Raw genomic sequence first — 24865 nt, 5'->3', positions numbered from 1 at the left:
GCCGGCGGGCAGGGTAGCACACGCGTGAGCAAGGCCAGCAAATCGCGGAAGCGCGACATGCCGTCGCGCCCCCCGGCCGCCACCGACGGCACCGCTCCGGATGAGGTGGCCCTGTCAGCCATGCCCGGCTGGGTGGCCGCGGGCGTGGGCGTGCTGTTCGTGGTCGCGTGCGCCTTTGGTGTGCTGGAGGTGCACTACTCGAATGACACCTGGATTGCCCTGTCCGCGGGGCGCCAGATCCTTACCGAGCCCCAGTTTCCGACGAAGGACACGTTCAGCTACACGTTCTACGGGCAGACCTGGTTCAACCAGAACTGGCTCAGCCACGTGTACTTCTGGCTGCTGTACGACCAGCTGGGGCCGACCGCCGTGGTGCTGGGCTCGTGGCTGCTGGGGGTGGCGACATTCACGTTCGTGCTGCTGGCGACCCGCTTGCGCTGCGGCTCGTGGGCGGCGGCGATACTGGCCGGCGCGCTCGTGGCGACCGCCTGCCGCGACTGGCTGAGCATCCGGCCGGCGACTGTGCAGTTCTTCCTGCTGGCGGCCGCGTGGCTGGCGTTTTCCGCCCTGGCCGCCGCGGGGGCGCGCCGCAGGTGGTGGCCCATCGTGCTCCTGCTGTTCGTATACGGCGTCTGGCCGCACGCGCACGGCAGCTTTCTGTTTGGATTCGGCCTGCTCGGCTTGTTCGTGGCGTGCGCGGTCGTGCCATACTTTTTCCGACGGCGGCCCACGCTCAGCTTCGCGCAGCTCGCGGCGGTGATCGGAGTCGGCCTCGTCGCCGTGCTTTTGGGGGCGCTCGTCAGTCCGTACGGCGTGGAGAACTTCACGCACCCGTTCAAGGTGGTCGAAAGCGAGAAGTTCCGCACGGTCGGCGAGTGGCTTTCGCCCTTCGTCGCGCGCCCGGCGTTTCCGGGGACGCGGCGCTTCTGGATGGCGGTTGCCATCGCCGCCGCGGCGCCGCTCATCATGTTGCTGCTGCGGGGCTGGGATCGGCTGCGCGGTCTGCAGCCGGTCATGACGTACGCGGTCGCGCCGCCGCTGTCAGACGGGATGACCGTCGGTTATGCGACGACCTCCGGTCGCGGGGGGCCGATGGCGCAACCGCCGATCCAGTGGCAACTCGTGCTATTCGACCTTGCAGCGGTCGGCATCGGGTTGGGCATGGCGCTGTTCGCCCGACGGTTTGCCCCGATCTTCTACATTCTGGCGACGCCCGCGCTGACGACCTGGACGCTGCGCCTCGGGCGGTCACTGTCGCTGCCTACGCGGAACTGGGCGCGCGATGCCGTGTTTCTGGGGGCGTGGGCGGGCGCGGCGGCGCTCGGCTGGCGCACGGTGAAATCCGCGTACAGCGAGCTGGTCACCGACGTGCCGACCGACGCGGCGTACAACCTGCTCGATCGCGTGACGCGCAACGTGCAGACGCCGCGCCAGGCGCTGGAGTTTCTGAAGCGGAACCAACTGACGCCGAACGTCATGACGGAATGGAAGGTCGCCGGGGCCGTGATGTTCGAGGTGCCCGGGGCGCGCGTCTTCATTGACGGGCGGGCCCAGCAGGTATACTCGGAGGACCATTACCTGGCCTACCTGTGGCTGCTCGGGCCGCTGGACGCCGCCGGGGGACGTGCGGTCGCGCGGCTGCTGGACAAGCATGCCACCGAGGTCGTGCTGCTGCCCAAGTGGGGCGTGACCAAGCGGCTGTCAGCGGTCATCGATGGGCAACCCGAGTGGATTCCGGTCCTGGATGCGGAGTACGCGACGCTCTGGGTCCGGGCCGGGTCGCCGCTGCTGGCGGAGCTGGGACGTCGGGAGCGGGCCGGCACGCTGTGGTGGCCGGACGACGCCGGCGCGCAGCTCCAGCGCGGCCTCCTGATGCTCACCACTGAGCCGCAAGACCTGCCGCGGGCCCTCGAGTTGTGGCGGGCAACGCTGCAGCGCGAGCCGGCGATCGGCGTGCGCGCGTATCCGTGGATCACCGGCACGCTGGTCCGTATCGGGGCCGCCGGAGAAGCGGCCGAACTGGTGCGCGAGTGGCGCGAGCGCCATGCGCAGGCGATTCCGGGCCTGTCTGACGCGACCCAAAGTGAGCTCCAGGCAGCGCTGCGCGAGTGCGAGCGCATCTTGGCGGGGGCGCCGGGGCAATAGCCGGCCCCGCGGGATAGGCTCGCCGCCGGGCGGTGTGGCCCCGTACAATACTGCAGGACGAAGTCGTCCAACGTCAGGAGGTGTGCTGTGCCGAAGTTTGTATTGCTGCTCACGCTGTGGCTGGGAATGGGGGTGGCGGCGGCTCAGGAAAGTGTCATCCAGTGGATGACCGAGCCACAGCCGGCGATCGCCGAAGCACGACGGAGCTACCGTCCGTTGATGGTCTACGTGCTGGCGTCGTCCAAGGACCGCGACGACAAGCTCGAGAACGAGCAGCGCCGCGCGCTGTCCGATCCGCGCGTCTTGGCCCTGTGCCAGCGGTTCGTGCCGCTGAAGCTCTCGCGCAGCCAGCATCGCGACATTCTGAAGGACTTCGGTCTGCCGGAAAGCGCGAACATGATGATGTCATTTGTGACGCCCGACGGCGAGAAGCTGGGCGACCTGGGGGCCAGCGGGGTGGCCCAGGCGGGGTCGCTGGCGAGCAAGCTGCGGCTCGTTCTCCAGTTGTACGGCAAGAAGCTCTACGAGACCGATGTGAAGCCGGTGCTGCAGAATCCGGACGCGAAGCCGGCGGAACTCAAGCGCGCGCTGCAGATGGTGGCGGCGTTCGAGATGTCCGCCGCGGAACCCGGTGTGCTGGAGCTGGTGGCACGGCCGAAGCTGGACGCCGCGACGCTGGGGCTGGCCTGCGATGCGCTGGCGCAATTCTCCTCCGAGAAGGCGGTCAACGCGCTGCTGGACCTGGCGCGCGCGGGTAACAAGCCGGCGGAAAAGGCGCTGGAGCAGTGCAACCCGGCCGGGGCCGCGATCATGGTTGCGGGGCTGCAGACGGAAGGGCAGCCCTTCGATTACGTCGCCTACCGGGCCGCGGCCAGGATCTGCGGCATCAAGAACACCAAGCCGGAGCGGTATTTCGAGACCGCCAAGCCGCAACTGCGCCAGCAGGAGATCGAGCGCGTCACGAAATTGGTCCAGGAAGCCGCACAGCGCTGGAAGGGGACGCAGGATGACGCCCGTTGACCTGCGGAGCGACACCGTCACGCGACCGTCGCCGGGCATGCGCGCGGCCATCGCCGCCGCCGAGGTCGGCGACGACGTGCTGGGTGACGATCCGACGGTAATTCGGCTCCAGGAGCGGATGGCCGGAATGCTCGGCCAGGAAGCGGCGCTGTACGTGCCGTCCGGGTCGATGGCGAACCAGGTCGCGATCCGATCGGTGACCGAGCCCGGCGACGAGATCATCTGCGCCGAGGCCACGCACAGCTACAACTTCGAGGCCGGCGGGCCGGCGGCGCTATCCGGCGTCAGCATCCGCCCGATTCCCGGCTTCCGCGGCGTGTTCACCGCGGCCGAGGTCGAGGCGCTCGTCCGGCCGAACAACGTGCATTACCCGCGCTCGCGCATGGTCATCATCGAAAACACGAACAACCGCGGCGGCGGCAGCATCTGGCCGGTGGAACAGGTGGCGGAGATTCACGCGGTTGCCCGGCGGCACAGCCTGCACGTGCACATGGACGGCGCGCGGCTGATGAACGCGTGCGTCGCGACCGGCCGCCAGCCGACGGCCTACACGCAGCACGTGGACTCCGTGTCGATGTGCTTCTCGAAGGGTCTGGGGGCGCCGATCGGCTCGATCGTTGCCGGCCCGCGGCCATTCGTGACGCGCTGCCACCGCTTCCGCAAGATGTTCGGCGGGGGCATGCGGCAGGTGGGGATCCTGGCGGCGGCGGCGCTCTACGCGCTGGATCACAACATCGAGCGGCTCGCGGAGGATCACGCCAATGCCCGGCGACTGGCGGAGGCGCTCGCCGAGTTGCCCGGAATCAAGCTCGATCCGCGGACGGTCGAGACGAACATCGTGATCTTCGACGTCGAGCCAGGGTTCGCGACGGCAGCGGACCTGGTCGCGCGGCTGCGCGAGCGCGACGTATGGATGCTGCCGACAGCGCCGCAGAAGGTACGGGCGGTGACGCATCTCGACGTGTCGCGTGACCAGATCGAGTATGCGATTGGCGTGTTCCGCGAGTTGTGCTGCGGCGCGAAGTCAGCGTCTGTACGTTAGCACGAGCGCCGCGGCGATCGCGATGACCACGAGCAGCAGGCCGGCTCCGGCAATCCAGCGCAGCGCCCGCGGCAATTTCAGACCGGTTCGCGGCGCGAAGTCGTAGGCTTCGCCGTCGAAGTGGATGCCGCATTCGGGGCACCGGCGGGCATACGCGTTGATCAGCGCACCGCACTTGGCGCAGCGGACAAGGTCGCTGCCCTCTTCCTGACGGTATTCATCCAGCTCGTACGTGTCGTTCTCGTCCACAGGCGGCTCGCATGGCGAACGTGATGTCTGAGCGTGTATTCTAGCGGCTGGCGCAGCGATGAGAATTGCGACCCTACATGCTTGGCCGCGCAGCCCGCGGGCCGCGATCGCCCTGCAGCAACGGCTGGCCCCGCAGGTGCGCCTCGAACCCGTGCGGGCGAATGTGCACATACTGGCCGGTGCCGACGTGGCATTTTCACCCGACGGCCAGCACGTGATCGCCGGGGTCGTCGTGTGGGACTTGCAGACGCGCGAAATCCTGGAGCAGCGGACGGCGCGCGTCCCGTGCCGCTTTCCGTATGTGCCGGGGCTGCTGAGCTTTCGCGAAGTGCCGGGCGTGGTGGCCGCGTTTCGCAAGCTGCACACGGTGCCGGAGGTGGTATTGTGCGATGGGCAGGGTCTGGCCCATCCGCGCCGCATCGGCCTGACGTGCCACATCGGCTTGTGGCTTGGCATCCCGACCGTCGGCTGCGCGAAGTCGCGGTTGCTTGGCACATATGAAGACCCGCCGGCCCAGCGCGGCGGAGCCAGCAAGCTGTGGCACAACGGCGAGCAGGTCGGCGTGGTCCTCCGGACGCGCACTGGCGTGAAACCGCTCTTCATCAGCCCGGGACATCTCTGCGATCACGAAAGCGCCGTGCGATTGACTCTCGCCGCGACGACCAAGTACCGGCTGCCGGAGCCAACCCGACTGGCGCACCAACTCGTGACGGCGGAGCGCGCGCGCTGAATCTGCCCTGGCGGGCGCCAGCCATGCGGTTGGGCGTTATGCTGTCACTATGACGCGCGACGAGATTTGCTCGAAGTTCCTGGAGTCCGTCCCGTACCAGCTCTACCCGGTGCAGGAAGAGTCGCTGCTGGCGTGGTTCGAGTGCGAGGGCGGCATCCTGGTCTGCGCGCCGACCGGCATGGGCAAGACGCTTATCGCCGAAGCCGCGATCTACGAAGCGCTGCACACGCGCCAGCGGCTGTACTACACGACGCCGCTCATCGCGCTCACCGAGCAGAAGTTCCGCGAGTTCGGCGACCTCGTCGAGCGCTGGGGCTTCCCGCGCAGCGAGGTCGGCTTCATCACCGGCAATCGCCGGGAGAACCCGGACGCGCTGATCCGCGTCGTCGTGGCCGAAATCCTGCTGAATCACCTGCTCGCCACGGACCCGACCGTCGCCGACCTGGAGCACGTCGGCGCCGTCGTCATGGACGAGTTCCACAGCTTCAACGACATGGAACGTGGCGTCGTATGGGAGCTGTCGCTCGTCCTGCTGCCGCCCCACGTGCGCGTCATGCTGCTGTCCGCGACCGTCGGCAACCCGCACGACTTCGCCGATTGGCTCAAGAACAAGCACAACCGCCGCGTGCAGGTCATCACCTCCGTCGAACGCCGCGTGCCCCTCGAATATCACTGGGTCGAGGACCGGCTGCTGACCGAGCAGCTTGTGCAGATGTCGCAGGGCGATGGCGACGCCTGCCGCACGCCGGCGCTGGTTTTCGCGTTCAATCGGGACGAATGCTGGGAATTGGCGGAAAAGCTCAAGGGGCTGGCGCTGATCTCGAACCGCCAGCGGCAGGAGATCGAGGCCCACCTGGAGACGTGTCAGGGCGACCTGTCGGAGGGCGTCGGGCCGAAGCTCAAGCAGATGCTCCTCCGCGGCGTCGGCGTGCACCACGCGGGCGTGTTGCCGCGACACAAGCTGATCGTCGAGGAATTGTTCGAGCGCAAGCTCGTGCCGCTGGTCTGCTGTACGGAGACGCTGGCGGCGGGGATCAACCTGCCGGCGCGCTCGGTTGTGCTGACGACGCTGCTGAAGGGCAAGCACGGCGAGAAGAAGCTCATTCCCGCCAGCAGCGCGCACCAGATGTTCGGCCGCGCCGGCCGGCCGCAGTTCGACACGCAGGGGCACGTTTTCGTCACGGCCCACGACGATGACGTGAAGATCTTCAAGTGGCGGAAGAAGTACGACCAGATTCCGGCCCAGACCAAGGACCCCGGCCTGCTGCGGATCAAGAAGGACCTGGAGCGCAAGCGCCCGACGCGCCGCAAGACGGAGCAGTACTGGAGCGAGGGGCAGTTCAAAACGCTGATCGCCGCCGGGCCGGCGAAACTGTTTAGCCGCGGGATGATCCCGTACTCGGTGCTCATCTTCCTGTTGACGCGGACGGGCACGCTGCGCGAGGTGCGCGACTTCATCGCCAAGCGTTTCGCCGGGGCGGAGTTCATCGAGCGGTTTGGTAAGCAGCTCGACTTCATGCTCGACAATCTGCAGGCACTAAGCTATCTCACGCGCGACGCGGACGGTGAGCACGTAACACTGAACGAGAGCATCTACCGGCTGCTGAATTACCGCAGCGTCGATCCGCTCTTCGGCGACTTCATCGCGGAGCAGCTCAACTACGCCAACGCCGACGAGAAGCTGCTCGCGCTGGAGGCCGTGCTGGAAGTACCGCCGGTGATCCTGCGGCACGTGCGGATTCCGGACACGGTCCCCAAGGGGCCGTTGCAGGCACAGGTACTGGAGCCGCAGCTCATCGCGATGGGTGTGACGGTCACGCGACCAGAAGCGCCGCCGGAGGACGGCCCGCGCCGCTGGGTGGACGCGTGGGAGGAGGACGAGGAGGAACATCCGCCGACGTTCCCGGAGATGCTGAAGATCGCGTTCGAGGCGAAGCTGGCCGCGCCCGAGCCCGCGTTCGTCCAGCCGAAGTGGATCGCCGGCGACGCGTTCCTCCGTGACGGCGAGTTTTTCAAGTGCGTGAAGGCGCTGGACCTCATCAAGCAGGAGGGGCTGATCCTGCGACACCTGCTACGCCTGGTGATTCTCGCTGGCGAGTTCTTCGTGCGGACCGAGGACCCGGAATATCAGCGCATCGGCGAACTGGCGACCAAGACCTGTGCCCGCGTGGACGAGAAGTACACGCAGCGGTTCCTGTCCGAAGCACAGAGCATGCAGGCGGTGATGAAGACCGAGGGGATAGTACGGGCGTCCGGCCGGTCATAAGAACGGACAAGCTGCTCGCACCGCCGGTCGCGGTATAATCGGCGTAGAAACATGATCTCCTTCAGGGCTTATGCGATGGCAGTCGAACGGGTGGAGCGGCGCCTGCGGCGTGTGACCGCAGCGCTGAATGCGGCGGGGATTTCCTACGCGGTGGTGGGCGGCAACGCGGTGGCGGCGTGGGTCGCGCGCGCGGACCCGAGCGCCACGCGGTCGACGAAGGACGTGGATTTGCTCGTACGCCGGGCGGATCTGGACCGCGTGACGGCAGTGATCAGCGGACTGGGATTCGAGCGTCAGGACTTACGCAGCCTGGTGCTGTTCGTTGATCCGGAAGAGCCGAGCCGGCGTGCAGGGGTGCGCCTGGTCTGGGCCGACGAGCACGTCCGGCCGTCGTACACCGTGCCGGCGCCGTCCGTTGACGAGGCGGAGCTCGACCCGGAGGGGTTCCGAGTCTTGTCGCTGCCGGCCCTCGTTCGCATGAAGCTCACGTCCTACCGCGACATCGATCGCGTCCATGTGGCTGACTTGCTGAGCGTCGGACTGATCGATGAGTCCGTACGGCGAGCACTCCCCGCCGAGTTGCGGGAGCGACTCGCGAGCATCGAGCAGCAAGTAGACGAATAGGTTTCCCCAGCCCCGCTGCTCGCGCGCTAACAGGACACTGCTGCGGGTGCGTTCAGCCGCTGTTTGAGCTGCAAGAGCCCCAGCAGCCCCACGTCTCCCCGGCGTTCCACGAGCAGCGGCGCGACCACCGGCTTGCGGCCCGTCGCAGCTCGCACCAGTTCCACGAGCTTCCCACAGAACGCACGCTCCGGGTCGGGTTGATCGATCGCATGGTGCAACGCCGGCGAAACGTGCTGCCACGTGTCACGCCGCAGAAGCGTGCACGCCAGATCGACCGTCTCCGCCTCGAACGGCCTGGTCAGATCCGCCATCGGCAGGTGCGGCGGATATTGCAGCTCGCCAGTGGCCGGATCGCGCAGCGCGAAGTTGAACGCGGTTTGCCCGTTGACCACCGTGCGGCTCATCGCCGTGACGACGGGCGCGTCGAGCGCGGCAAGTCGCGCCAGCACGTCGTGTGTCGGCACCACACCGCGCCCGATGAGCAGCAGCCGTTGCCAATACGGGTCCTGGGCCCCGGACTGGTTGAGGAAGCGCGCCAGCGCCCACGCCGGGCTATCCGTCTCCACGATCCGCACGCCGGCGCGGATCGCGGGATCAGCCTGCCAGCACAAGAGGCATTCCGCCGTGCTCAAATCCAGCCAATGGTCGCGCGTCGCCGCCACGACCATCGTCGGCGGGATCGTGCCGGCAGGCTGGCCGGCCCACCGTGGCGCGGGCGGGTTCGGTACGAGCAATTGCTCGAAGCGCGTCAGGTCGGCCGCCTTCAAGTGATCGCACATTGCTTCCGGGTGCACCAGCAGCCGATACCCCGCCTGCCGCGCCTTGCGGAAGAAGTACACGTCCTCGCCGACGCTCGCCCGGTTGTTCACGCTGATCGCCGCGAACCACGGCGGCTCGATCCGTTCGAGCACCTCGCGCGCGATCAAGCAGAACGACAGCCCCGACGCGTCGCAATAGAACGGCTCCGCGGGATGGCTGCCGTACTCGCGCCGGACGTATTGCACGTGCGGGTCATCGGGAGCGATTGGCTGCCCGCGCTGACCCGGCTCCTGGGCGTCGACGATGTTGGTCGTAAGCAGAAATGTGGCCTGGGCTGCGCCCGGCGGAGCGATGCGTCGGCAGATCGGGGCCGGCCCGCAGACCAGCGGCGCCTCCGTCGCCAGCAGCGTATCCAGCCCGTGCGGCGGCACGACCATGTCGGTATCGACGAACAGCATGTGTGTGCGGCTCTCGTCGGCGAGGAAGTCGCGGACGAGCTGATTGCGGCATTCGGCGACGGGGCGGATGTTCTCCCACGCGAGTGTGACGTCGGCGGCGCGGCGCGTGGTGCCCATCATGGCCTGTAGCGACCCCAACGTCTGGACGTGAATCTCGCCGGTGGTCGGGAGGGCGAGCAGCACGTGGGCCGGCGCACGTTGGCCGCTGGTGTCTGCGGGCGCGCTCCCGGTTTCGGCCCTGTCGGCGGGGCGATGATGTCGGCGTTTATGCGCCATGGGCGGCTCCCGTGGATGGAGGTCGCGGATCGTCTGCCCTTCTCATCGGGAGGTTGCGGCGCACGAATTGCGGGCTGGGGCTTTCGATCGGCCGGCTGACGGGCTAATTTCAGCGCGAACGTGACGCCGGGAGCGCCGCAATGCCGGATAGCCGCAAGCTGTTGATCACCGCCGGACCGACGCACGAGCCGATCGACGCGGTGCGTTACATCGCCAACCGGTCGAGTGGCCGGCTGGGTGTGGCGCTGGCCGAGGCAGGCGCGACGGCGGGGTGGGACGTCACGCTGCTGCTGGGACCGGTGGCCGTCGTGCCGTCGGCGGTGCGAACGCTGCGGTTCGAATCCACCGGCGAGCTGGCGGCTCTGCTCGACCAGCAGTTCCCTGGCTGCGATGTGCTCATCATGGCAGCGGCGGTGGCCGACTATCGTCCGCGACTGGCGGCGACGCGGAAGCTTCCGCGACGGGATGAGAAGCTCGTGTTGGAGCTGGAGCCGACGCCGGACCTCGTGGCCGCGTGCGCCGCGCGGAAGCGCCCGAGTCAGCGGATCATCGGGTTTGCGCTGGAGGAGCCGGCGGTGCTGGCCCAGCGCGCCCGCGAGAAGCTGTTGCGCAAGGGGCTCGATGCGATCGTGGCAAACCCGCTGGAGACGATGGGGGCGGACGAGATTCGGGCCACGCTTTTCACGGCCACAGGCGCGGCGGTTGCGCCCCCGGCGGGCGACACGGGGCGGCTCAGCAAGACTGCCTTCGCACGCTGGCTCATCGAATGGCTCGGGCCGCCTGCGTAGCGTCGGCGCCGATGTACGCTTTTACCGGGGGGCGATACCATGGCCGCGGTATCCCATGCGCCGGGGTACGTGCGACCACGGCGCGCGTGTGTCGCAACGAATATGGCCAATACAGGTGACCATCACGAGCTGGAGCGGGAGCGGCAACGGCGACGCCAGGCCGAGGCGCAGGTCGAGCTGCTTAAAGCCCAACTCGAGTACTACAAGGCTGAGCTGAAGCAGCGGCAGTCGGAGGTGCGTTACCGGCTGGGTGACGCGCTGGTGCGGGCGGCGCGGCCGTCGCTGGACACGCTCAAGCTGCCGGTGCGCCTGGCGAGCCTGGTACTCGAAGGCATCCGGCGACAGCGTGAACGCCGGGCAACCACGGCAGGTCGGCGCAAACCCGCCGCGCCCGGCGCGCATCCGCCGGCCCCGCACTTCGACGCCGTACCGCTGGTGCGTGAGCCGTACGCGACGGTGCCGCCGGAGCTGCGCCGCCGGCGCGACCTGTGCATCGCGGCGGTGACGGACGAGTTTTCGTGGTGGGCGTGGCAGTTCGAGGCGGACGTCTACACGTTCATGCCGAACACGTGGCAGGCGGCGCTGGCGGAGCGCCGCCCGGACTTGCTGCTGATCGAATCGACTTGGCGCGGCTTGGCGGATAGCTGGCACTACCAGCTGCGCGACCTCGGCCGCCAGCCGAACATGGTTACGCGCTACGCCATCCTGGACATCGTCGCCTGGTGCCAGGAGCGCGGCATCCCGACGGTGTTCTACAACAAGGAAGACCCGCCGAACTTCGAATTCTTCATCGATACGGCGAAGCTCTTCGACCACGTCTTCACGTCGGACGCGAACTGCCTCCCCGCCTATCGCGAGCAGGTCAAACATGAGCGCGTCTTCGCGCTGCCGTTCGCGGCGCAGCCCCGGCTGAACAACCCGGTCCTGACGCAGCCGCGCGACGGGTCGGTGTGCTTCGCGGGGACGTGGTATCAGCACCGGCATTCGCACCGGCAGGACGCCGCCGCGGTGATTCTGCGCCCGGCGTTGGATTTCGACTTGCACATTTTTGACCGGATGGCGAACGCGGCGGACCCCAATTACCAGTGGCCGCGCGCGTTCCGGTCCGCGCTCCGCGGGAACTTGCCCTACGCACAGATGCTCAGCGCGTACAAGCGCTACAAGGTTTTTCTCAACGTCAACAGCGTGACGAACTCGCCGACGATGTTCGCGCGACGCGTGTTCGAGCTGCTGGCCTGCGGCACGCCGGTGATCAGCTCGTATTCGGATGGCATCCGGGAACTGTTCGGGGAAGACCTGGTGCTCATGAGCACCGACGCGGCGACCACGCGCCGGCACCTGGCGCGCCTGCTGGGCGACGACGAGTACCGCGACCGGCTCGCGCTGCGCGGCCAGCGCCGCGTGTTCGCCGCGCACACGTACACGCACCGCTTGCAGACGATTCTCGATGCGCTCGGCCTGGCGCGCCCACCGCTCGCGCGGCCCTGCGTGACGATGCTCGCGGCGGCCGACAGCGCGGCCCAGGTCGGCGCGGCGTGGGAGAATTTCCGCCGGCAGACGCATCAGCACAAGCGGCTGGTGTTGTGTGCGACGCAGCCGGCGGCAGCGGCGAGCGTCGATCAGATCACGCGGCGCGCCGACGCGGTGCACGTGGTTGCGACCGACGGTCCACCGTGGGGCCGGTCGCTCGGTGAAGCGCTCCGGGCCTGCACGCCGGGCTTTGTCGCCGCGCTCAATCCGCGCGACTACTACGGACCGGAGTATCTCACGGACTATGCGCACGCCACGCTGTACGTCACGGAAGCCGCGCTGGGCAAGGCCGCGTTCTACGAGTCCGACGGGCGTGGGGCGCCGCGCAGCGTGGGGGCAGGCGGTGAGTATCGCGTGGGCGCGGCAGTGCATCCCTGGACTTTGTGTCTGGATCGCGATCGCTTGCTGGCCGCCGCCGCTGCGCTGACGGAGGCCGGCACGCCCGCGGACTGGTGGGCAGCCGTCGCGCGGGAGTTGCCGTCGGCCTACGCCGCGGATCGCTTCAACTACGTGCGCAACGCCGCGCCGACGGGTGAGGTGCCCGCGGCCGCCGTCCAGGTCGCGACGGTCTGAATGTGACGCTATGACCGGCGGCGGCGACAGCGCCAGCACGCCAGCGGCAGCGCCACGCACAGCACGCTCGCCGTGGGGCACAGGGCGGTTGTATAGAGCTGTGTGGTTGGCAGGGTTTCGGGCAGCGGGCCCAGGTCGCCGCGGGACTTGAGCGGCAGATCGATCCAACTCGCGTGCCGCGCGTTGCGCTGGATCGCCAGCGTCGGCGTGCCTTCCGCCGGATAGCGTACGAACGTGTCCGCGTCGTGACCGGCGATCGCCACGCGAATCCGGTGCCCGTCCCGGATGATCGTCGAGATCGGCAGCAGGTCGAACGTGATCTCGGCTACTTCGCCCGGCACGAGCGGGGCGGCGTCGGCGCGCGCGAACGTGTGGTACGGCCCGAAGATCGCGACCGGCGACGTGTCGCTGGAAACCGCGCGCTGGATCGCGCGCAGCTCGCCCTCCGTGATGTACACGACCTTGCCATCGGGAAAGACGTCCTCGAGGTACACGTAGAACGCGCCATCCTCGTGGGTGGAGCTTACCTGCAGACTGACCACTGGGTGCCCGGTCAGCTCCACGTCCTCGGTCATCTCCGGCGTTTCGTAGACCAGCAGCCGCTGATCCTGCGCCGCGCGGTCGACGTAGCGGATCGGCACGCCCGCCAGCCCCGAGAACCAGCGGTTGTCGAGCCCGGTGGTGGCCTCGAAATCAACGGTGTACGTGTCCGCGCCGATCTCGGCGGTCGGGGCTGTCCGGCTCAATGCGCCGCCAGACGCGAAGTACCAGCGCTGCGTCTCAAACCCCGCCGGCGGCCACTCCGCGGTGGTCTTCCATTGTCGCTCGACATACGTGTAATACCGCACCTCCCGGCGTGGCGTGGCGGCGCCGCCGTTCCTCAAATGGGCGTCGAAGAACGGCACGGCCCGCCAGACGTCGTTGATCACCTCCGTCCGCCGGAGCGGGCGCGGGTCGCCGAATTCGTACGCATCGGCGCGGTAGTTACCCGTGTGTGTCTCCGGCGCGATGATCAGCGCGTGGTAGTCGGCGTCCAGCGTGTTGAAGCTGCGCAGCGCGCCGCGCGCGGTGCCGGCGTCGAGCCAGCCGACGACGCGCTGGATGGCGGCGGTGCGCTGCGGGCTGGCCGCCCCCAGCAGCGGGCTGACGTCGGCCACGCTGACATCGCCGAACAGGTCATCGCGAAACTCGAGCGGTGCGGCGGCGTCGAACACACTCGGGTTGTCCTGGTGTTGGGCGATGGCATCCGCCAGCGCGCTGCCCGCCCCGGTGACGGGACGCACGCCCAGCAGCGCCGCCGACGCGACGTCGATGAAAGTCGCCAGCAGGCCGTACGGGTTGGCGGCGGCGACGATGTCGAGGAAGCTGACCTCGTCGCGGTCCATCAGGGCCGTCACATCGCTCCAGGCCTTCACGAAGCGCTGGTTGAAAATCCCGCCCGGGTGGCTCACGTCGAGAAACACGTCACTGTAGCTGTACGTCGGCAGGACGGCCCGCACGGCCGGATGCCGCAGCGCTCCGAGCCAGTCGGCGGCCACACCCTCGTACGAGACGCCGACCGAGCCCACGCGACCGTCGGACCAGGGCTGCGCGATTACCCAATCCACGATCAGACCATAGTCGGCCACTTCGCGCGGCGACCACGGCGTCGTCGCCACGCCGAACGAGGCCCCCGTGCCGCGCACGTCCACGGCCACGACGGCGTAGCCCGCGTTGTTCAGCCAATCGACGCTGCCGAGGTACTTGCCGATGAACTCCGGCAATGACCCCGGCAGCTCATAATCGCGCCAGTAGCGGTTCAGACGCACAACCGCCGGGACGGGCGTGTTGTCGGTCGCCCCTCCCGGGCGCCAGACGTCGATGGCGATCTCCGTCCCGTCATCCATCGGGATGTAGGACGATTCGGGCGTGGGCACGCCACAGCCGGGCAGCGACAGCACCGCGCACAGGGCGGCTGTCGCGCAGCCGCCACGGCACCGGCCCGATAACCTCGGAAAACCCAGCCCAACGGCGCGCATCGTCGTTCTTCCGTCGTGTTCGAGCCCGACGACCAGCGGTTAAACGCTCCCCCGGCGCGCCGGTCGTCCTCACTATCATTATCGTGGCGACGTCGAGGGGTGCTTAGCACGCCGGTGCAGCGGACGAGGCGCGCCGCTGCGTGTGCCAGCGCAGCAGTCGGTCGGCGATGCGCTCCGCGGCCCGACCGTCCCATAGCTCCGGAATGCGATGCGTGATGCGGCCCTCCCGGATCCGCTGGTAGCCGGCGAGAATGCGGCCCGGATCCAGGCCGACTAGTTGGTTCGTGCCCTGGGTGATGGTGATCGGGCGCTCGGTGTTCTCGCGCAGCGTCAGGCACGGCACGCCGAGCACCGTCGTCTCCTCCTGGATGCCGCCCGAGTCGGTCAGCACCGTGGCCGCCGTCGTCATGAGCTTCAGGAAATCGAGGTATCCGAGCGGCTCGGTGAGCCGGACACCTGGCATGGCCTGCAGGCGCGCGAGCAGGCCGTTGCGCTCCAGGTTGCCGCGCGTCCGCGGGTGCACCGGAAAGACCAGCATCAGCGTATGCTGGATTTCGTCGAGCGCGTCGCAGATGCCGCCAAACACCGCCGGATCGTCCACGTTCGCCGGACGATGCAGCGTCACGACGCCGTAGCGGCCCGGCGTCAGGCCGAGCTGGTCGAGCACGCGGGACCGGTCGGCCAGTGGCCGGTGGGCCAGCAAAGTGTCGATCATGACATTGCCGACCAGGTGAATCTTCTCTTCGGCGATGCCCTCGCGGCGGAGGTTCTCGACGCCGGACGGCTCGGTGACGAAGAGCAGGTCGCTGAGGGTGTCGGTCAGGACGCGGTTGATTTCCTCGGGCATGGTGCGGTCGAAGCTGCGCAGGCCGGCCTCGACGTGGACGAGCGGGACCTGCAGCTTGGCGGCGACGAGGCCGCAGGCGATGGTGGAATTCACGTCGCCGACGACCAGCACGGCGTCGGGTCGCTCGGCGATCACGATCGGCTCGAAGCGCTGCATGATGAGGGCGGTCTGGACGGCGTGCGATGCGCTGCCGACCTCGAGGTTGACGTCCGGGCGCGGCAGGTGCAGGTCGTCGAAGAACGTCTGGCTCATCGTGTCGTCGTAGTGCTGGCCGGTGTGGACGAGCCGGGCGGTGATTTCCGGCCGGGCGGCGAAGGCGCGCATCAGCGGCGCGATCTTCATGAAATTGGGCCGGGCCCCGCAGATGTTGATCACCTTCACCGATAGTTCCTCGTTGCGCCCGCGCGCCGCGCGGCGGACGGGGTGTGTCCATCATTCTCCGTCCCGCGCCGGACCGCAAGGGACCGACGCACAGCCGGGGCCGAGTATAGTCGGGCCGGCCGGTCTTGACATTTCCTTGGGGTTGGTTTGCTATGCGCCGCAGACCAGCGCGGCACCGTGGCGGGCGGCGAACCGTTCCGCGCGCGGGCCTTTTTGTATGCGAACAGTGCTGATCGGGGTGTGTGCGATGATCCCGGTGGCCGCGGCGTCGAACCATTCGCCCAGCCTGCTACACCGGTTGCGCGAGCTGATCGCGCGGCGCGAAACCGTCGTGTACCTGGTGTCCAGCAGCCTGAAGGCCGGCCACCGCAACAAGGTGCTGGGCAACCTCTGGAACCTGCTCGACCCGCTATTATCGCTGGGTGTGTATTACCTCGTGTTCGGCGTGCTCTTCCGGCAGGCCCAGGGCGGGGCGGTCAATTACCTGATCTATCTTTTCGTCGGCGTGCTGGCCTGGCGGTTCCTGGACGGCACGATCTCGCAGGCGGTCAACTGCATCCGCAGCAATCGCGGCCTGATCAGCGAGATCAGTTTCCCCAAGGCGGTGTTCCCGCTCTCGATCAGTCTCTCGCGCCTGTACGACTTCGCGTGGGGGCTGTTCGTGCTCGTCGTGGTGTTGCTGGTCAGCGGCCATACGCTCTCGCTCGACGCGCTCTGGTTTCTGCCGCTGGTTCTGATCCAGTTGCTGCTCACGACCGGCCTGGCCTACCTGGTGGCGTACCTCGGCGCGTTCTTCGCGGACACCGCGAACATCAGCACGGTGGCACTGCGGCTGGGCTTCTATGCCAGCCCGATTCTGTACTACGTCCACGGCGAGCACACCCGCATCCCGGAGCAGTACCTGCGGCTGTACATGCTGAACCCGATGGCCTGCCTGCTGGAGGGCTATCGCAGCGCGCTCATCGCGCGGCACGCGCCCGACCCCTGGCAGACGCTGTACGTGCTGGGCTTTGCGCTGGCCACGCTGCTGATCGGCTACGCCGTGTTCAGCCGCGGCGAAGGTAAGTTCGCCAAGTATGTCTGAACGCCCGGACAGCCCGCCCGCCATCCGCGCCACCGACGTGTGGGTGAAGTTTCTCATTCGCTATCACCGCGCCGAGGTCACCCTGCGCGAGACGTTCGTGCGGCTCGTGCGGATGGTCTCGGCGGCGAAGGCGAACGGACGCTGGCAGCAGGAGTTCTGGGCCCTCCGCGGCATCGACTTCACCGCCTGGCCCGGCGACGTGGTGGGCATCATCGGCCGCAACGGCTCGGGCAAGTCCACGCTGCTGAAGACGCTGGCGGGCATCTGCGAGGCCGATCGCGGCCACGTCGAGGTGCGCGGCAAGGTCGGCTGCCTGCTCAGCTTCGGCGTCGGGTTCAACGCGAACCTGAGCGGGCGGGAGAACGTGTACCTGAACGGGTCGATCCTCGGACTGCCGCGGCGCGAAATCGACGCGCGCTTCAAGGACATCGTCGAGTTCAGCGAGCTGGGCCAGTTCATCGACGCCCCGGTCCGCACGTATTCGGCCGGCATGCGCGGCCGGCTGGGCTTCTCGATCGCGATTCACATCGACCCGGATGTACTGCTGCTGGACGAGGTGCTGAGCGTCGGCGACAGCGCGTTCCGCGCGAAGGCCGGCACGATCCTCGATCGCTTCCGCAGCGCGCACAAGACGGTCGTGCTGGCGACGCACAACATGTCGCTGGTGCAGGAAGTGTGCACGAAGGCCCTGTGGATTCATGACGGGCAGATCAAGGCCGCCGGCACACCCGCGGACGTCGTGGCGGCGTACAACGCCACGCAGCCCGCCGGCGCGAAGACCGCCCACACGCACAGCGACTGAGTCACGCCGCCGGGGAGCGACAGAGCTCCGCTCTTGTCGTGCGAATGTGCCGCTGCTCTCGAGCAGTGCCCTCCGTGCGAGACACTGCTCAAGCGCAGTGGCACACTGCAACGCCGACCCGCAACCCGGACGTGGAAGTCCTACTGGCGGCGCAGCTCGATTCGCAATTGCTGGCCGGCCTGCAGCTCGACCGGCTGATCGAGTTCCACCACGCAGCGGGCCTCTTCGCGCGCGAGCTTCGCCGGCACCGTCTGCGGCGTACCGGCCTCGTCAGCGCGGAGCGTGACGACCACCTCCTTTGCCGCCGCGTCCGCCGGCACTTCCAGGTCAAACCGCTTCAACCGCAGCGTGCCCCAGCGCAGTTCGATCTGGTTCGACTGCCCCGCGTCCGTCCGGCGTTGTGCCAGATTGCCCCAGCCGGTCCCCGCGGCGAAAAAGCACGCGAAGTCGTCGGGGTGGAATCGCGGCGCGATGCCCAGCCGCCCCGCCGGCCCGTCGAACGTGAAGCCCGCCAGCGCGTGCAGCACGCCCCACGACGCCAGCGCGCGCGCGTAGTGATCGCCGCATTCGACCTCGTTCCACGGGTTGTGCTTCGCGCCGTCATAGCGCTGCTCGACCCCGTGTACGATCAGCAGCCCCTCGTCGACGAAGCCCTCCCAGACCAGGCCCGCCGCGAGCTGGTACTCGATGCCGGTCCACACCTCGTCGCGATAGCGCACCGGCTCCTTGGGACGCCCGCCGCGCGGCCACGTGCAGATGAACAGGCCCGGCTCGCCGGGACGCGCGAAGACCCGCTCCGGCGGATACACGGCGTTGAGCGGGCCGACGTCCGGGGCCCAGTTGTACTTGTACGCGGCGGTCAGGGCGCTGCGCACCTGCTCCGGCGGGTAGATGTAGCCGAGGTCGAGCACGTGGGCCCAGTTCTGGCCGAAGACCTGGTCGCTGAGGCAGCCGGTTCCGTACTGCCAGTCGCGCGTGTCGCCGGGCGGCACGCGCTGCTCGTAGTACTCACCGTTGAAGAGGTGCTTGGCCGTCCAGTCGCGGCCGCGTTCGAAGAGCGCACGATAGCGCTCCGCCGCCGGCGTGTCGCCGACGTGGCGGGCCATCTCTTCGCCGGCGCGGAGGGCCGCGAGATAGAGGGAGCCCACGAACGTGTTCGGGCCGACGAAATTGATGTCGTACGTATTGTGTTGTCGGTCGCTCTCGAGCAGGCCGTTATCGTCGCCGTCCTCGCTGATCAGGTATTCGAGCGCCGCCTTGATGCGCGTCCAGTGCTTGCGCAAGAACACGTCGTCCGCGGACGTGAGATGCTCGCGGTAGCACTTCAGGATGGTGCCGGCCTGGCCGTCGGCGGCGAAGTTGCGGTCGCTGCGGAAACCCACGAGCCCGCTGGTCTCCTCGAACCCCGCGCCGAGGTCCTGCATCGTCCGTGCCGAGCGGGCCAGCTCGGGGAACAGCCAGGCCTCGCCCTGCGCGTAGTTCCAGACGTGCGTGCACGTGCCGCTGCAGCAGTAGGCGCCCTCCCACGCCCAGAAGCGCCCGTTCTGCCACCACTGCGCCGTGCCCGTCGCGAGGTTGGCCACCGGCATCATCAGCCGCGACGCCAGCCACCAGGGCAACGTCGTGCCGCGATAGTAGCTATCGCAGAAGCGCCGCGTTTCGGCCTGCAGGCGCGGCAGGTCAGCCGCGAGCTGCCGCGCGACATCGCGCGCGTCGCCGAACCAGTTCGTGTACATCCGGCCGTGCCCGGTGTGCAGGTTTGGGAAATACCACGACACGATGAAGGTCACATTTTGCGTGGCACCCGCGGCCAGCGTGAGCTGGCTTGTCACCGCGCCGACCAGCGGCTGCCCGCCGCCCGGCTCCAGTTGGCTGCCGCTGACCGAACGAACCTCTCTGCCGAGCAGCGATGCGAGAAACGCATTCTGGTCGGTCCAGTGCAGCGTCGTCTGGCCGTCGCCGAGCAGCGTCAGCGCCAGGTTGCCGAAGCCCAGGGCGGCCTCATCGTACTCCCGGTACTCCGGCCCGAGCGCGTTGGTCAGTACGATGTCATCGACGTTGATGTGGCCCCAAGCGCCCGTGGCCGTATCCACGATCTCGATCCGCGCCATCTGCCCCGCGAACATGCTCACGTCCCATACACGCGGCTCCAGTTTCTCGTTGTCGCGCCCGGTCGCGCTGCGCACCACGCGGTCACCCACCACGAGGTTCAGACACGCCGCGTCCGGGTGCCGGCCGCCGCCGATGCGGAAGGTCAGGTACGGCAGGTCGATCTTGAGCGGCGTGCTGACGAGCCGGCCCGTCGTCGGGTCGCCGCCATGGAACGTGTTGACCAGTCGCGCGCCGCCGAAGCCGCTCACTTCCTGTTGGTTCGGCAGCGTGCCCCGGGCGGGTTCCTGCCCAAACGCCTCGCCGGTGACGGTCCACCCGTCGTACGTGCCCACTTCGAAGTCGGCGATGACCTTCGTCTTGGCCGGGCCGGCCGGCATGGGCGGACTTCCCTCGACCACGTCCATCAGCACCGTTGTCAGCCCGTCGCCGACGATGGCCTGGTTGCGGCGTTTGATCGTCAGGTCGTTGGTCCGCTCGCCGCAGGCCATGTTCTCCAGCCAGCCGCCGAGCGCGACCGTGAAGGGCTGTGCGGTGGGGTTGGTGACAGTGAAATGCAGCACCGTGGCCGGAAACGCCGACGCCCGCGCGTCGAGCGGGATGAACGGGCTGAATACCTCCAGGTCCACGCTGACGGGCGGGACGGCCCTGGCCGCGCCGGCTGCGCGGTAACACACGCGGGCCCGTGGATACTCGCCGACGAACTCGATCGCGTCGTAGCCCGCGTCGTCGAGCGTGGCACGCGACACTTGGCCGTCCGCGTCGCGCACCGCCAGCGCGAACCCCTGCGCGATCGGCTGCCGTGGCCGATACGTGTCGTAGCTCGTGTGCCCGACGCCGCCGAAGTACGTCCGCCCGTCGATCTCCCAGCTCGCGAGCGTGCCGTCGCCGCGGACGAAAAGCTGCCCGGCGCACAGTCCGCCGCAGGGCATGCCGATGGCCTTGCGCGCGGCGCCGGCGTAGACGCGCTGCGTGCCGCGGGCGCGCAGCGCAGTCAATTGCTCCGCGGAGCATCCCTTGTCAGCCGGAACGAGATGGGACGCGGGCTGCGCGGCCGGCTCATCCGCGGCGCTGGTCGCCGGCAGGCCGGCCGCGAGCAGGGCCAGCAGCACCGCCACGGGCACCGACCGGGCGGATGCAACGGACGCGCATGCTGGGCGTGAAGCACTTGGCGGGTGGCTTGGGTTGGCAGACACGATGGCAGCTCCTCATATGGGTGTGTAAGCGGCAGCCCCGTGGGCATTCGCGCAGGACTGTACCGCAACACCCGCACGCATTGAAGCCCCGCCGGCGCGCCGCGTTTCACCACAATATGCCAGACCCGGTATCATGGCCGCACGCGGGTCGGAGCCTGGCGCGGGCGCCACGCGTGAGGCTCCGGTCGACTCGGAAGCCGCTATGTCGCACCACCCTCGTCCGCACGTGCCGGCTCAGCCCGCGGCAGAGCGCGCCGCCGTACGGCGGCCGGTCAACCGGCTGGGGGCCATCGGTTTGCTTGTGGCCGTGGCGGGCTTCCTGGCGCTCGCGGCGTATTTCTGGCCCTACGTCAACGACGACGCGTACATCACGTTCCGGTACAGCCGCTTCATCACGCTCGGCCGCGGGCCCTATTTCAACGACGGTGAGCATGTCGAGGGCTACACGAATTTTCTGCTCATGCTCCTGCTGGTGCCGGTGATCGCGCTGGGCGGCGCGGATGCCGCGCCCGTGTGCGCCAAGGGCCTGGGCGTGGTGAGCGGTGCGATCGGCGTCGTGCTCAGCTTCTGGCTCGCGCGGCGGCTCGACGATGACGCCACGCCGGACAGCGGTCTCCGCGCCACCGTGTGCGGGCTGGTCGCCGCGACCCTGGTGGCGCTGGCGCCCGGGTACGCGCTCAACAGCACCAGCGGCCTGGAAACAACGCTGTTCGGCGCGCTGCTGACGGCCGGCGTGTGCACCGGCCTCACCAGCCTGGAGGGCGGTCGCTGGCGCGGCTCCGGCGTCCTGTTTGCCCTCGCCGCGCTCACGCGCCCCGAGGGGGCGCTGCTTTTCGCTGTATTCTGGTGTGGACAGCTACTGTGCAGCGCGACCTGGCGCGGACCGGGGCACGGTACACTTGGCCGGCGGCTCGCCACCTGGTGGGCGCTGCCGGCGGTGCGCCGCCATCTGCTGCCCGACGCGCTCATCGTGGTTGTCGCCGTGGCCGCACACCTCGTGTTTCGACTCCTGGCGTACGACGGGCACTGGGTGCCGAACACGTACTGGGCCAAGTCCGGCGGCTTTGGCGCCTTGGAGGCCTGGCGCTACATTCGCGCCGCGGCGCTGCGTCCGTTCGGCGATTCGCCCGGCGTATTCCTCGCGTTTGTCGGCTGGCTGATTGTCGGCACGAGCGCCGTGCGCCGCCGCAGCGCCCCGGCCATCCTCGTCGCCGTCGTCGGCGCCACGCTGCCGTTTGTCACCGGGACGGACTGGATGCTCGGCGGCCGGCTGATCGTGCCGTTCATGCCGCTGCTGGCCGTGTTTGTGGCGCTGGGCTGGGTGCGCATGCTCGCTTGGGCAACACGCCGCTGGACGCGCTGGGGGCTCCTCGCCGCGCTGGCGGTCCCCCTGCTCTGGGGGCTGCACTTGAGTGGCCTGCAGGCGGGACTGCGGAACCACGTTGTGATGCGGTCCGTGGGCTACGCGCACGGTCACGCCGCGCTCGCCCGCTGGCTGCGCGACACTGCCGCCCGTCCCGGCGACACGATCGCGCTCATGGACATCGGCATCGTGGGATACACGTGCATCGACCAGAGCATCCTGGATCTCACCGGCCTGACCGATCGACATATCGCGGCCCTGCCGGGTGCGTTCCTGTCGAAGCTGTACGATCCGCGCTACGTACTGGACAAACGCCCGGCCTTCATCGTGCTTGTGCTCACCGCGCCCGGCGATCCGACGCAACCGCCCCCCGCTGACTTCGCGCTCTCCGACTGGACCGCGGCGGATGGCGCCCTGCGCGCGGACCCGGAATTCCGTGCCCACTACGTGCGACAACGCGGGCCCGCCGCGGACAGCGCGCCCCTGGACCGCATCGCCGCCCAGCTCGGCGCGCAGCGTGTCTTTCTGCACCTGCATCCGGCGCTGTACTACTTTCTGGCCGTGTTCGAGCGGCAGCCGTAGGCGCGGATTATGGGACGCGCGGCTGAGTGCGCGCCGCGCCGATAACCCCGCGTTGAAAGCCGATCCCCTGTCCGGCTACTATGAACCTGGAGGACCGCTGGGTGGCCGCGCCGGCCCGGCGACCGGCGCAAACCGCGCAACCACTTCTCCCGGGTTCAGGCGCACGGCGCAGGAGGCCATGTTATGCTCGCAGTGCGACACAGTGCCACGCTGGCGGTTGCGACCACGTTGATCAGCCTCGCCGTTTTGGTGAGGCCCGCCGCAGCCCAGGTTGAAGGTGGCACGCACATCCCGATCCGGCTGGAAACGCCCCGCGATTACAAGGGCGCGGGCGAAACGCCGGAGACGCGCTGGAGCTACGAGCTCCACGACTCCGACGCGACGTATATCGCCATCCACTTCCGCGATTTCGACCTCGGGCCGGGCGACTACCTGCTGGTCTCGGATGGGGCGGGCCGCCAGGCCTACACGCTGCAGGGGCGGGGCAAGATGAATGCCGGCACGTTCTGGGCGCAGCACATCAAGGGCGACACGGTCCTGCTGGACCTGGTCGTCGTCGGCTACGAGGGCGGTCACGGCTTCGAGATCGACGAGTACGTGGCCGGGTTCATCGACCTCGGCCCGCCGCCGACCAGCCGGGCCATCTGTGGCACCGACGACAAGCAGAACGCCAAGTGCTACCAGCTTTCGCATCCCACCGAGTACAACCGCGGGCGCGCGGTCTGCCGCCTGCTCTCGAACGGCAGCGCGTTCTGCACCGGCTGGCTCGCGTCGGCCGAGAACCACGTTATCACCAACGAGCATTGCATCACGTCGGCATCCGAGGCGTTGAATACCGACTTCGATTTCATGGCCGAGGCCCCGACGTGCGGCACCCCCAACTGCGCCAACTGCTTCCCGGGGGTCGTATATTCGGGCGCGACGTTCATCCAGGACAGCTATAACTACGACTACTGCCTCGTGCAGATCGCGAGCGGGAATCCCGCCGCGTCCTTCGGCTACCTCGAGCTGGACAACCGCGTCGCCGTTCCGGGCGAGGAGATCTACATCCCCCAGCATCCCGGCGGACGTGCCAAGGAGTTCGCGATCTTCAGCACGGCGCCGCAGGACGCCGGCGGGATCGCCCGGGTCTACTCGATCACGCAGCCGGCCTGTCAGGGCAGCGGGTACAGCGACGTCGGCTACTACGCGGACACGGAGGGCGGCTCGTCCGGTTCGCCCGTGATTGCGCGGTCGAGCCACAAGGTCATCGCGCTGCACCACTGCGCGAACTGCCCGAACCGCGGCGTGCCGATCACGCTGGTATACGGTGAGATTGGTGCGTACCTCACCCCGGGCCCGGCCGGCACGCTCGAGCTGGACAAGGGGCGTTACGGCTGCGCGGACCTGGTTGCAGTCGAGCTGCGCGACGGCGACCTGCTCGGCACGGGCACACACGCGGTGACCGTGGCCGCGACCGGCGGTGATGCCGAGACCATTACGCTCACCGAAACTGGCGCCAACACGGGAGTCTTCGTCGGGACGATCGCGACCAGCGCCGGCCCAGTCAACTCCGGCGATGGCACGCTGCAGGTGGCGGACAGCCAGACCATGACCGCCACGTACATCGATGCCGATGACGGAGCGGGCAACTACAACGTGCCGGTGACGGACTCGGCCGCGGTCGACTGCGTTGGCCCGCAGATCCTGAACGTGCAGACGACCAGCGTCGAGCCGCGGTCCGCCACGGTCACCATTACGGCCAACGAGGCGGTACGTGGTATGGTGCGCTATGGCCTGTCGTGCAACGAGTTGGGCTGGACGGCGACCGGGTCGGGCTTTGCGACTGCCGCCGTCGTGAATGTCACCGGCCTGACCGACGACACGACCTACTACTACAAGGTCGAAGCGGCCGACGAGGCCGGCAATCTCACGATCGATCCGACCTGCTACAGCTTCACCACGCCGGAGGTGCCCGACTTCTTCACCCAGCTCTTCAGCGGCGACAACGACCTCGACTACCAGAGCCTGGTCTTCACCCCCA

Annotated in this window: 17 protein-coding genes; 12 read left to right on the top strand and 5 right to left on the bottom strand. The window is 68.5% G+C overall.

Annotated elements, in window-relative coordinates:
* Nucleotides 1-57 precede the first annotated feature (57 nt).
* The 3 genes from KA383_00085 (at nucleotide 58) to ltaE (ending at nucleotide 4207) form a co-directional block, all read left to right on the top strand.
* Nucleotides 58-2145, top strand: coding sequence for a hypothetical protein (locus tag KA383_00085; protein MBP7744498.1), 2088 nt, complete (start codon nucleotides 58-60; stop codon nucleotides 2143-2145).
* Nucleotides 2146-2232: 87 nt separating this feature from the next.
* Nucleotides 2233-3165: a hypothetical protein gene (locus tag KA383_00080; protein ID MBP7744497.1), complete on the top strand. Its 933-nt coding sequence runs from the start codon at nucleotides 2233-2235 to the stop codon at nucleotides 3163-3165.
* Nucleotides 3152-4207 carry a low-specificity L-threonine aldolase gene (gene ltaE, locus KA383_00075; GenBank protein ID MBP7744496.1) on the top strand — a complete coding sequence of 352 codons (1056 nt, stop codon included), beginning with the start codon at nucleotides 3152-3154 and terminating at the stop codon, nucleotides 4205-4207. The genes KA383_00080 and ltaE overlap by 14 nt, the downstream gene beginning before the upstream one ends.
* On the opposite strand, the gene KA383_00070 is transcribed toward ltaE, so the two are convergent.
* Nucleotides 4190-4456: a zinc ribbon domain-containing protein gene (locus tag KA383_00070; GenBank protein ID MBP7744495.1), complete on the bottom strand. Its 267-nt coding sequence runs from the start codon at nucleotides 4454-4456 to the stop codon at nucleotides 4190-4192. The genes ltaE and KA383_00070 overlap by 18 nt on opposite strands.
* A gap of 58 nt (nucleotides 4457-4514) precedes the next feature.
* Here KA383_00070 and nfi point away from each other — a divergent pair, with 58 nt between their 5' ends.
* From nfi to KA383_00055, 3 genes are all read left to right on the top strand, one after another.
* Nucleotides 4515-5186, top strand: coding sequence for a deoxyribonuclease V (gene nfi / locus KA383_00065; GenBank protein ID MBP7744494.1), 672 nt, complete (start codon nucleotides 4515-4517; stop codon nucleotides 5184-5186).
* 49 nt (nucleotides 5187-5235) lie between these two features.
* Nucleotides 5236-7452, top strand: coding sequence for a DEAD/DEAH box helicase (locus KA383_00060; GenBank protein ID MBP7744493.1), 2217 nt, complete (start codon nucleotides 5236-5238; stop codon nucleotides 7450-7452).
* A 75-nt stretch (nucleotides 7453-7527) separates the two neighbouring features.
* Nucleotides 7528-8076, top strand: a complete 549-nt coding sequence (locus KA383_00055; protein ID MBP7744492.1) for a nucleotidyltransferase family protein — start codon at nucleotides 7528-7530, stop codon at nucleotides 8074-8076.
* Nucleotides 8077-8102: 26 nt separating this feature from the next.
* Here the strand turns inward: KA383_00055 and KA383_00050 are convergent, their stop codons facing one another.
* The gene (locus KA383_00050; GenBank protein MBP7744491.1) at nucleotides 8103-9569 is read right to left on the bottom strand and encodes a hypothetical protein; all 1467 of its coding nucleotides are present in this window, start codon (nucleotides 9567-9569) and stop codon (nucleotides 8103-8105) included.
* Between the two features lie 140 nt (nucleotides 9570-9709).
* Between KA383_00050 and KA383_00045 the strand changes: the two genes are divergently transcribed.
* Nucleotides 9710-10357: a phosphopantothenoylcysteine decarboxylase gene (locus KA383_00045; GenBank protein ID MBP7744490.1), complete on the top strand. Its 648-nt coding sequence runs from the start codon at nucleotides 9710-9712 to the stop codon at nucleotides 10355-10357.
* Between the two features lie 102 nt (nucleotides 10358-10459).
* Nucleotides 10460-12460 carry a glycosyltransferase gene (locus KA383_00040; GenBank protein MBP7744489.1) on the top strand — a complete coding sequence of 667 codons (2001 nt, stop codon included), beginning with the start codon at nucleotides 10460-10462 and terminating at the stop codon, nucleotides 12458-12460.
* Nucleotides 12461-12468: 8 nt separating this feature from the next.
* Here KA383_00040 and KA383_00035 read toward each other — a convergent pair whose 3' ends face one another.
* Together KA383_00035 and wecB are read right to left on the bottom strand one after the other, a co-directional pair.
* Nucleotides 12469-14376, bottom strand: coding sequence for a CocE/NonD family hydrolase (locus tag KA383_00035; protein ID MBP7744488.1), 1908 nt, complete (start codon nucleotides 14374-14376; stop codon nucleotides 12469-12471).
* A 205-nt stretch (nucleotides 14377-14581) separates the two neighbouring features.
* Nucleotides 14582-15706: a UDP-N-acetylglucosamine 2-epimerase (non-hydrolyzing) gene (wecB, locus tag KA383_00030; GenBank protein MBP7744487.1), complete on the bottom strand. Its 1125-nt coding sequence runs from the start codon at nucleotides 15704-15706 to the stop codon at nucleotides 14582-14584.
* 217 nt (nucleotides 15707-15923) lie between these two features.
* Between wecB and KA383_00025 the strand changes: the two genes are divergently transcribed.
* Nucleotides 15924-16790 (top strand): ABC transporter permease, encoded by an 867-nt coding sequence (locus KA383_00025; GenBank protein MBP7744486.1) that lies wholly within the window; start codon nucleotides 15924-15926, stop codon nucleotides 16788-16790.
* Nucleotides 16783-17592: an ABC transporter ATP-binding protein gene (locus KA383_00020; GenBank protein MBP7744485.1), complete on the top strand. Its 810-nt coding sequence runs from the start codon at nucleotides 16783-16785 to the stop codon at nucleotides 17590-17592. Before KA383_00025 ends, KA383_00020 begins: the two co-directional genes overlap by 8 nt.
* A gap of 140 nt (nucleotides 17593-17732) precedes the next feature.
* Here KA383_00020 and KA383_00015 read toward each other — a convergent pair whose 3' ends face one another.
* Entirely contained in the window at nucleotides 17733-20819 is a 3087-nt protein-coding gene (locus KA383_00015; GenBank protein MBP7744484.1) for a hypothetical protein, read from the bottom strand.
* Between the two features lie 280 nt (nucleotides 20820-21099).
* On the opposite strand from KA383_00015, the gene KA383_00010 reads away from it, so the two are divergent.
* Nucleotides 21100-22842, top strand: coding sequence for a hypothetical protein (locus tag KA383_00010; protein MBP7744483.1), 1743 nt, complete (start codon nucleotides 21100-21102; stop codon nucleotides 22840-22842).
* Between the two features lie 183 nt (nucleotides 22843-23025).
* Nucleotides 23026-24865: trypsin-like peptidase domain-containing protein (locus KA383_00005; GenBank protein ID MBP7744482.1), on the top strand; the 1840-nt coding region annotated here is incomplete at its 3' end.

This window comes from Phycisphaerae bacterium (genome assembly GCA_017999985.1).
Classification (GTDB): Bacteria; Planctomycetota; Phycisphaerae; order UBA1845; family Fen-1342; genus JAGNKU01.
Note: the sequence above shows the minus strand (reverse complement) of the source record. Positions and strands in the feature narration are given on the sequence as shown.

What these genes read in the sequence shown, in the direction of transcription:
- ltaE (MBP7744496.1), top strand. Translation starts at nt 3,152, where the DNA reads ATGACGCCCGTTGACCTGCGGAGCGACACCGTCACGCGACCGTCGCCG.
- KA383_00045 (MBP7744490.1), top strand. Translation starts at nt 9,710, where the DNA reads ATGCCGGATAGCCGCAAGCTGTTGATCACCGCCGGACCGACGCACGAG.
- KA383_00050 (MBP7744491.1), bottom strand. Translation starts at nt 9,569, where the DNA reads ATGGCGCATAAACGCCGACATCATCGCCCCGCCGACAGGGCCGAAACC.
- KA383_00040 (MBP7744489.1), top strand. Translation starts at nt 10,460, where the DNA reads ATGGCCAATACAGGTGACCATCACGAGCTGGAGCGGGAGCGGCAACGG.
- KA383_00010 (MBP7744483.1), top strand. Translation starts at nt 21,100, where the DNA reads ATGTCGCACCACCCTCGTCCGCACGTGCCGGCTCAGCCCGCGGCAGAG.
- KA383_00060 (MBP7744493.1), top strand. Translation starts at nt 5,236, where the DNA reads ATGACGCGCGACGAGATTTGCTCGAAGTTCCTGGAGTCCGTCCCGTAC.
- KA383_00025 (MBP7744486.1), top strand. Translation starts at nt 15,924, where the DNA reads ATGCGAACAGTGCTGATCGGGGTGTGTGCGATGATCCCGGTGGCCGCG.
- KA383_00020 (MBP7744485.1), top strand. Translation starts at nt 16,783, where the DNA reads ATGTCTGAACGCCCGGACAGCCCGCCCGCCATCCGCGCCACCGACGTG.
- KA383_00055 (MBP7744492.1), top strand. Translation starts at nt 7,528, where the DNA reads ATGGCAGTCGAACGGGTGGAGCGGCGCCTGCGGCGTGTGACCGCAGCG.
- KA383_00085 (MBP7744498.1), top strand. Translation starts at nt 58, where the DNA reads ATGCCGTCGCGCCCCCCGGCCGCCACCGACGGCACCGCTCCGGATGAG.
- nfi (MBP7744494.1), top strand. Translation starts at nt 4,515, where the DNA reads ATGAGAATTGCGACCCTACATGCTTGGCCGCGCAGCCCGCGGGCCGCG.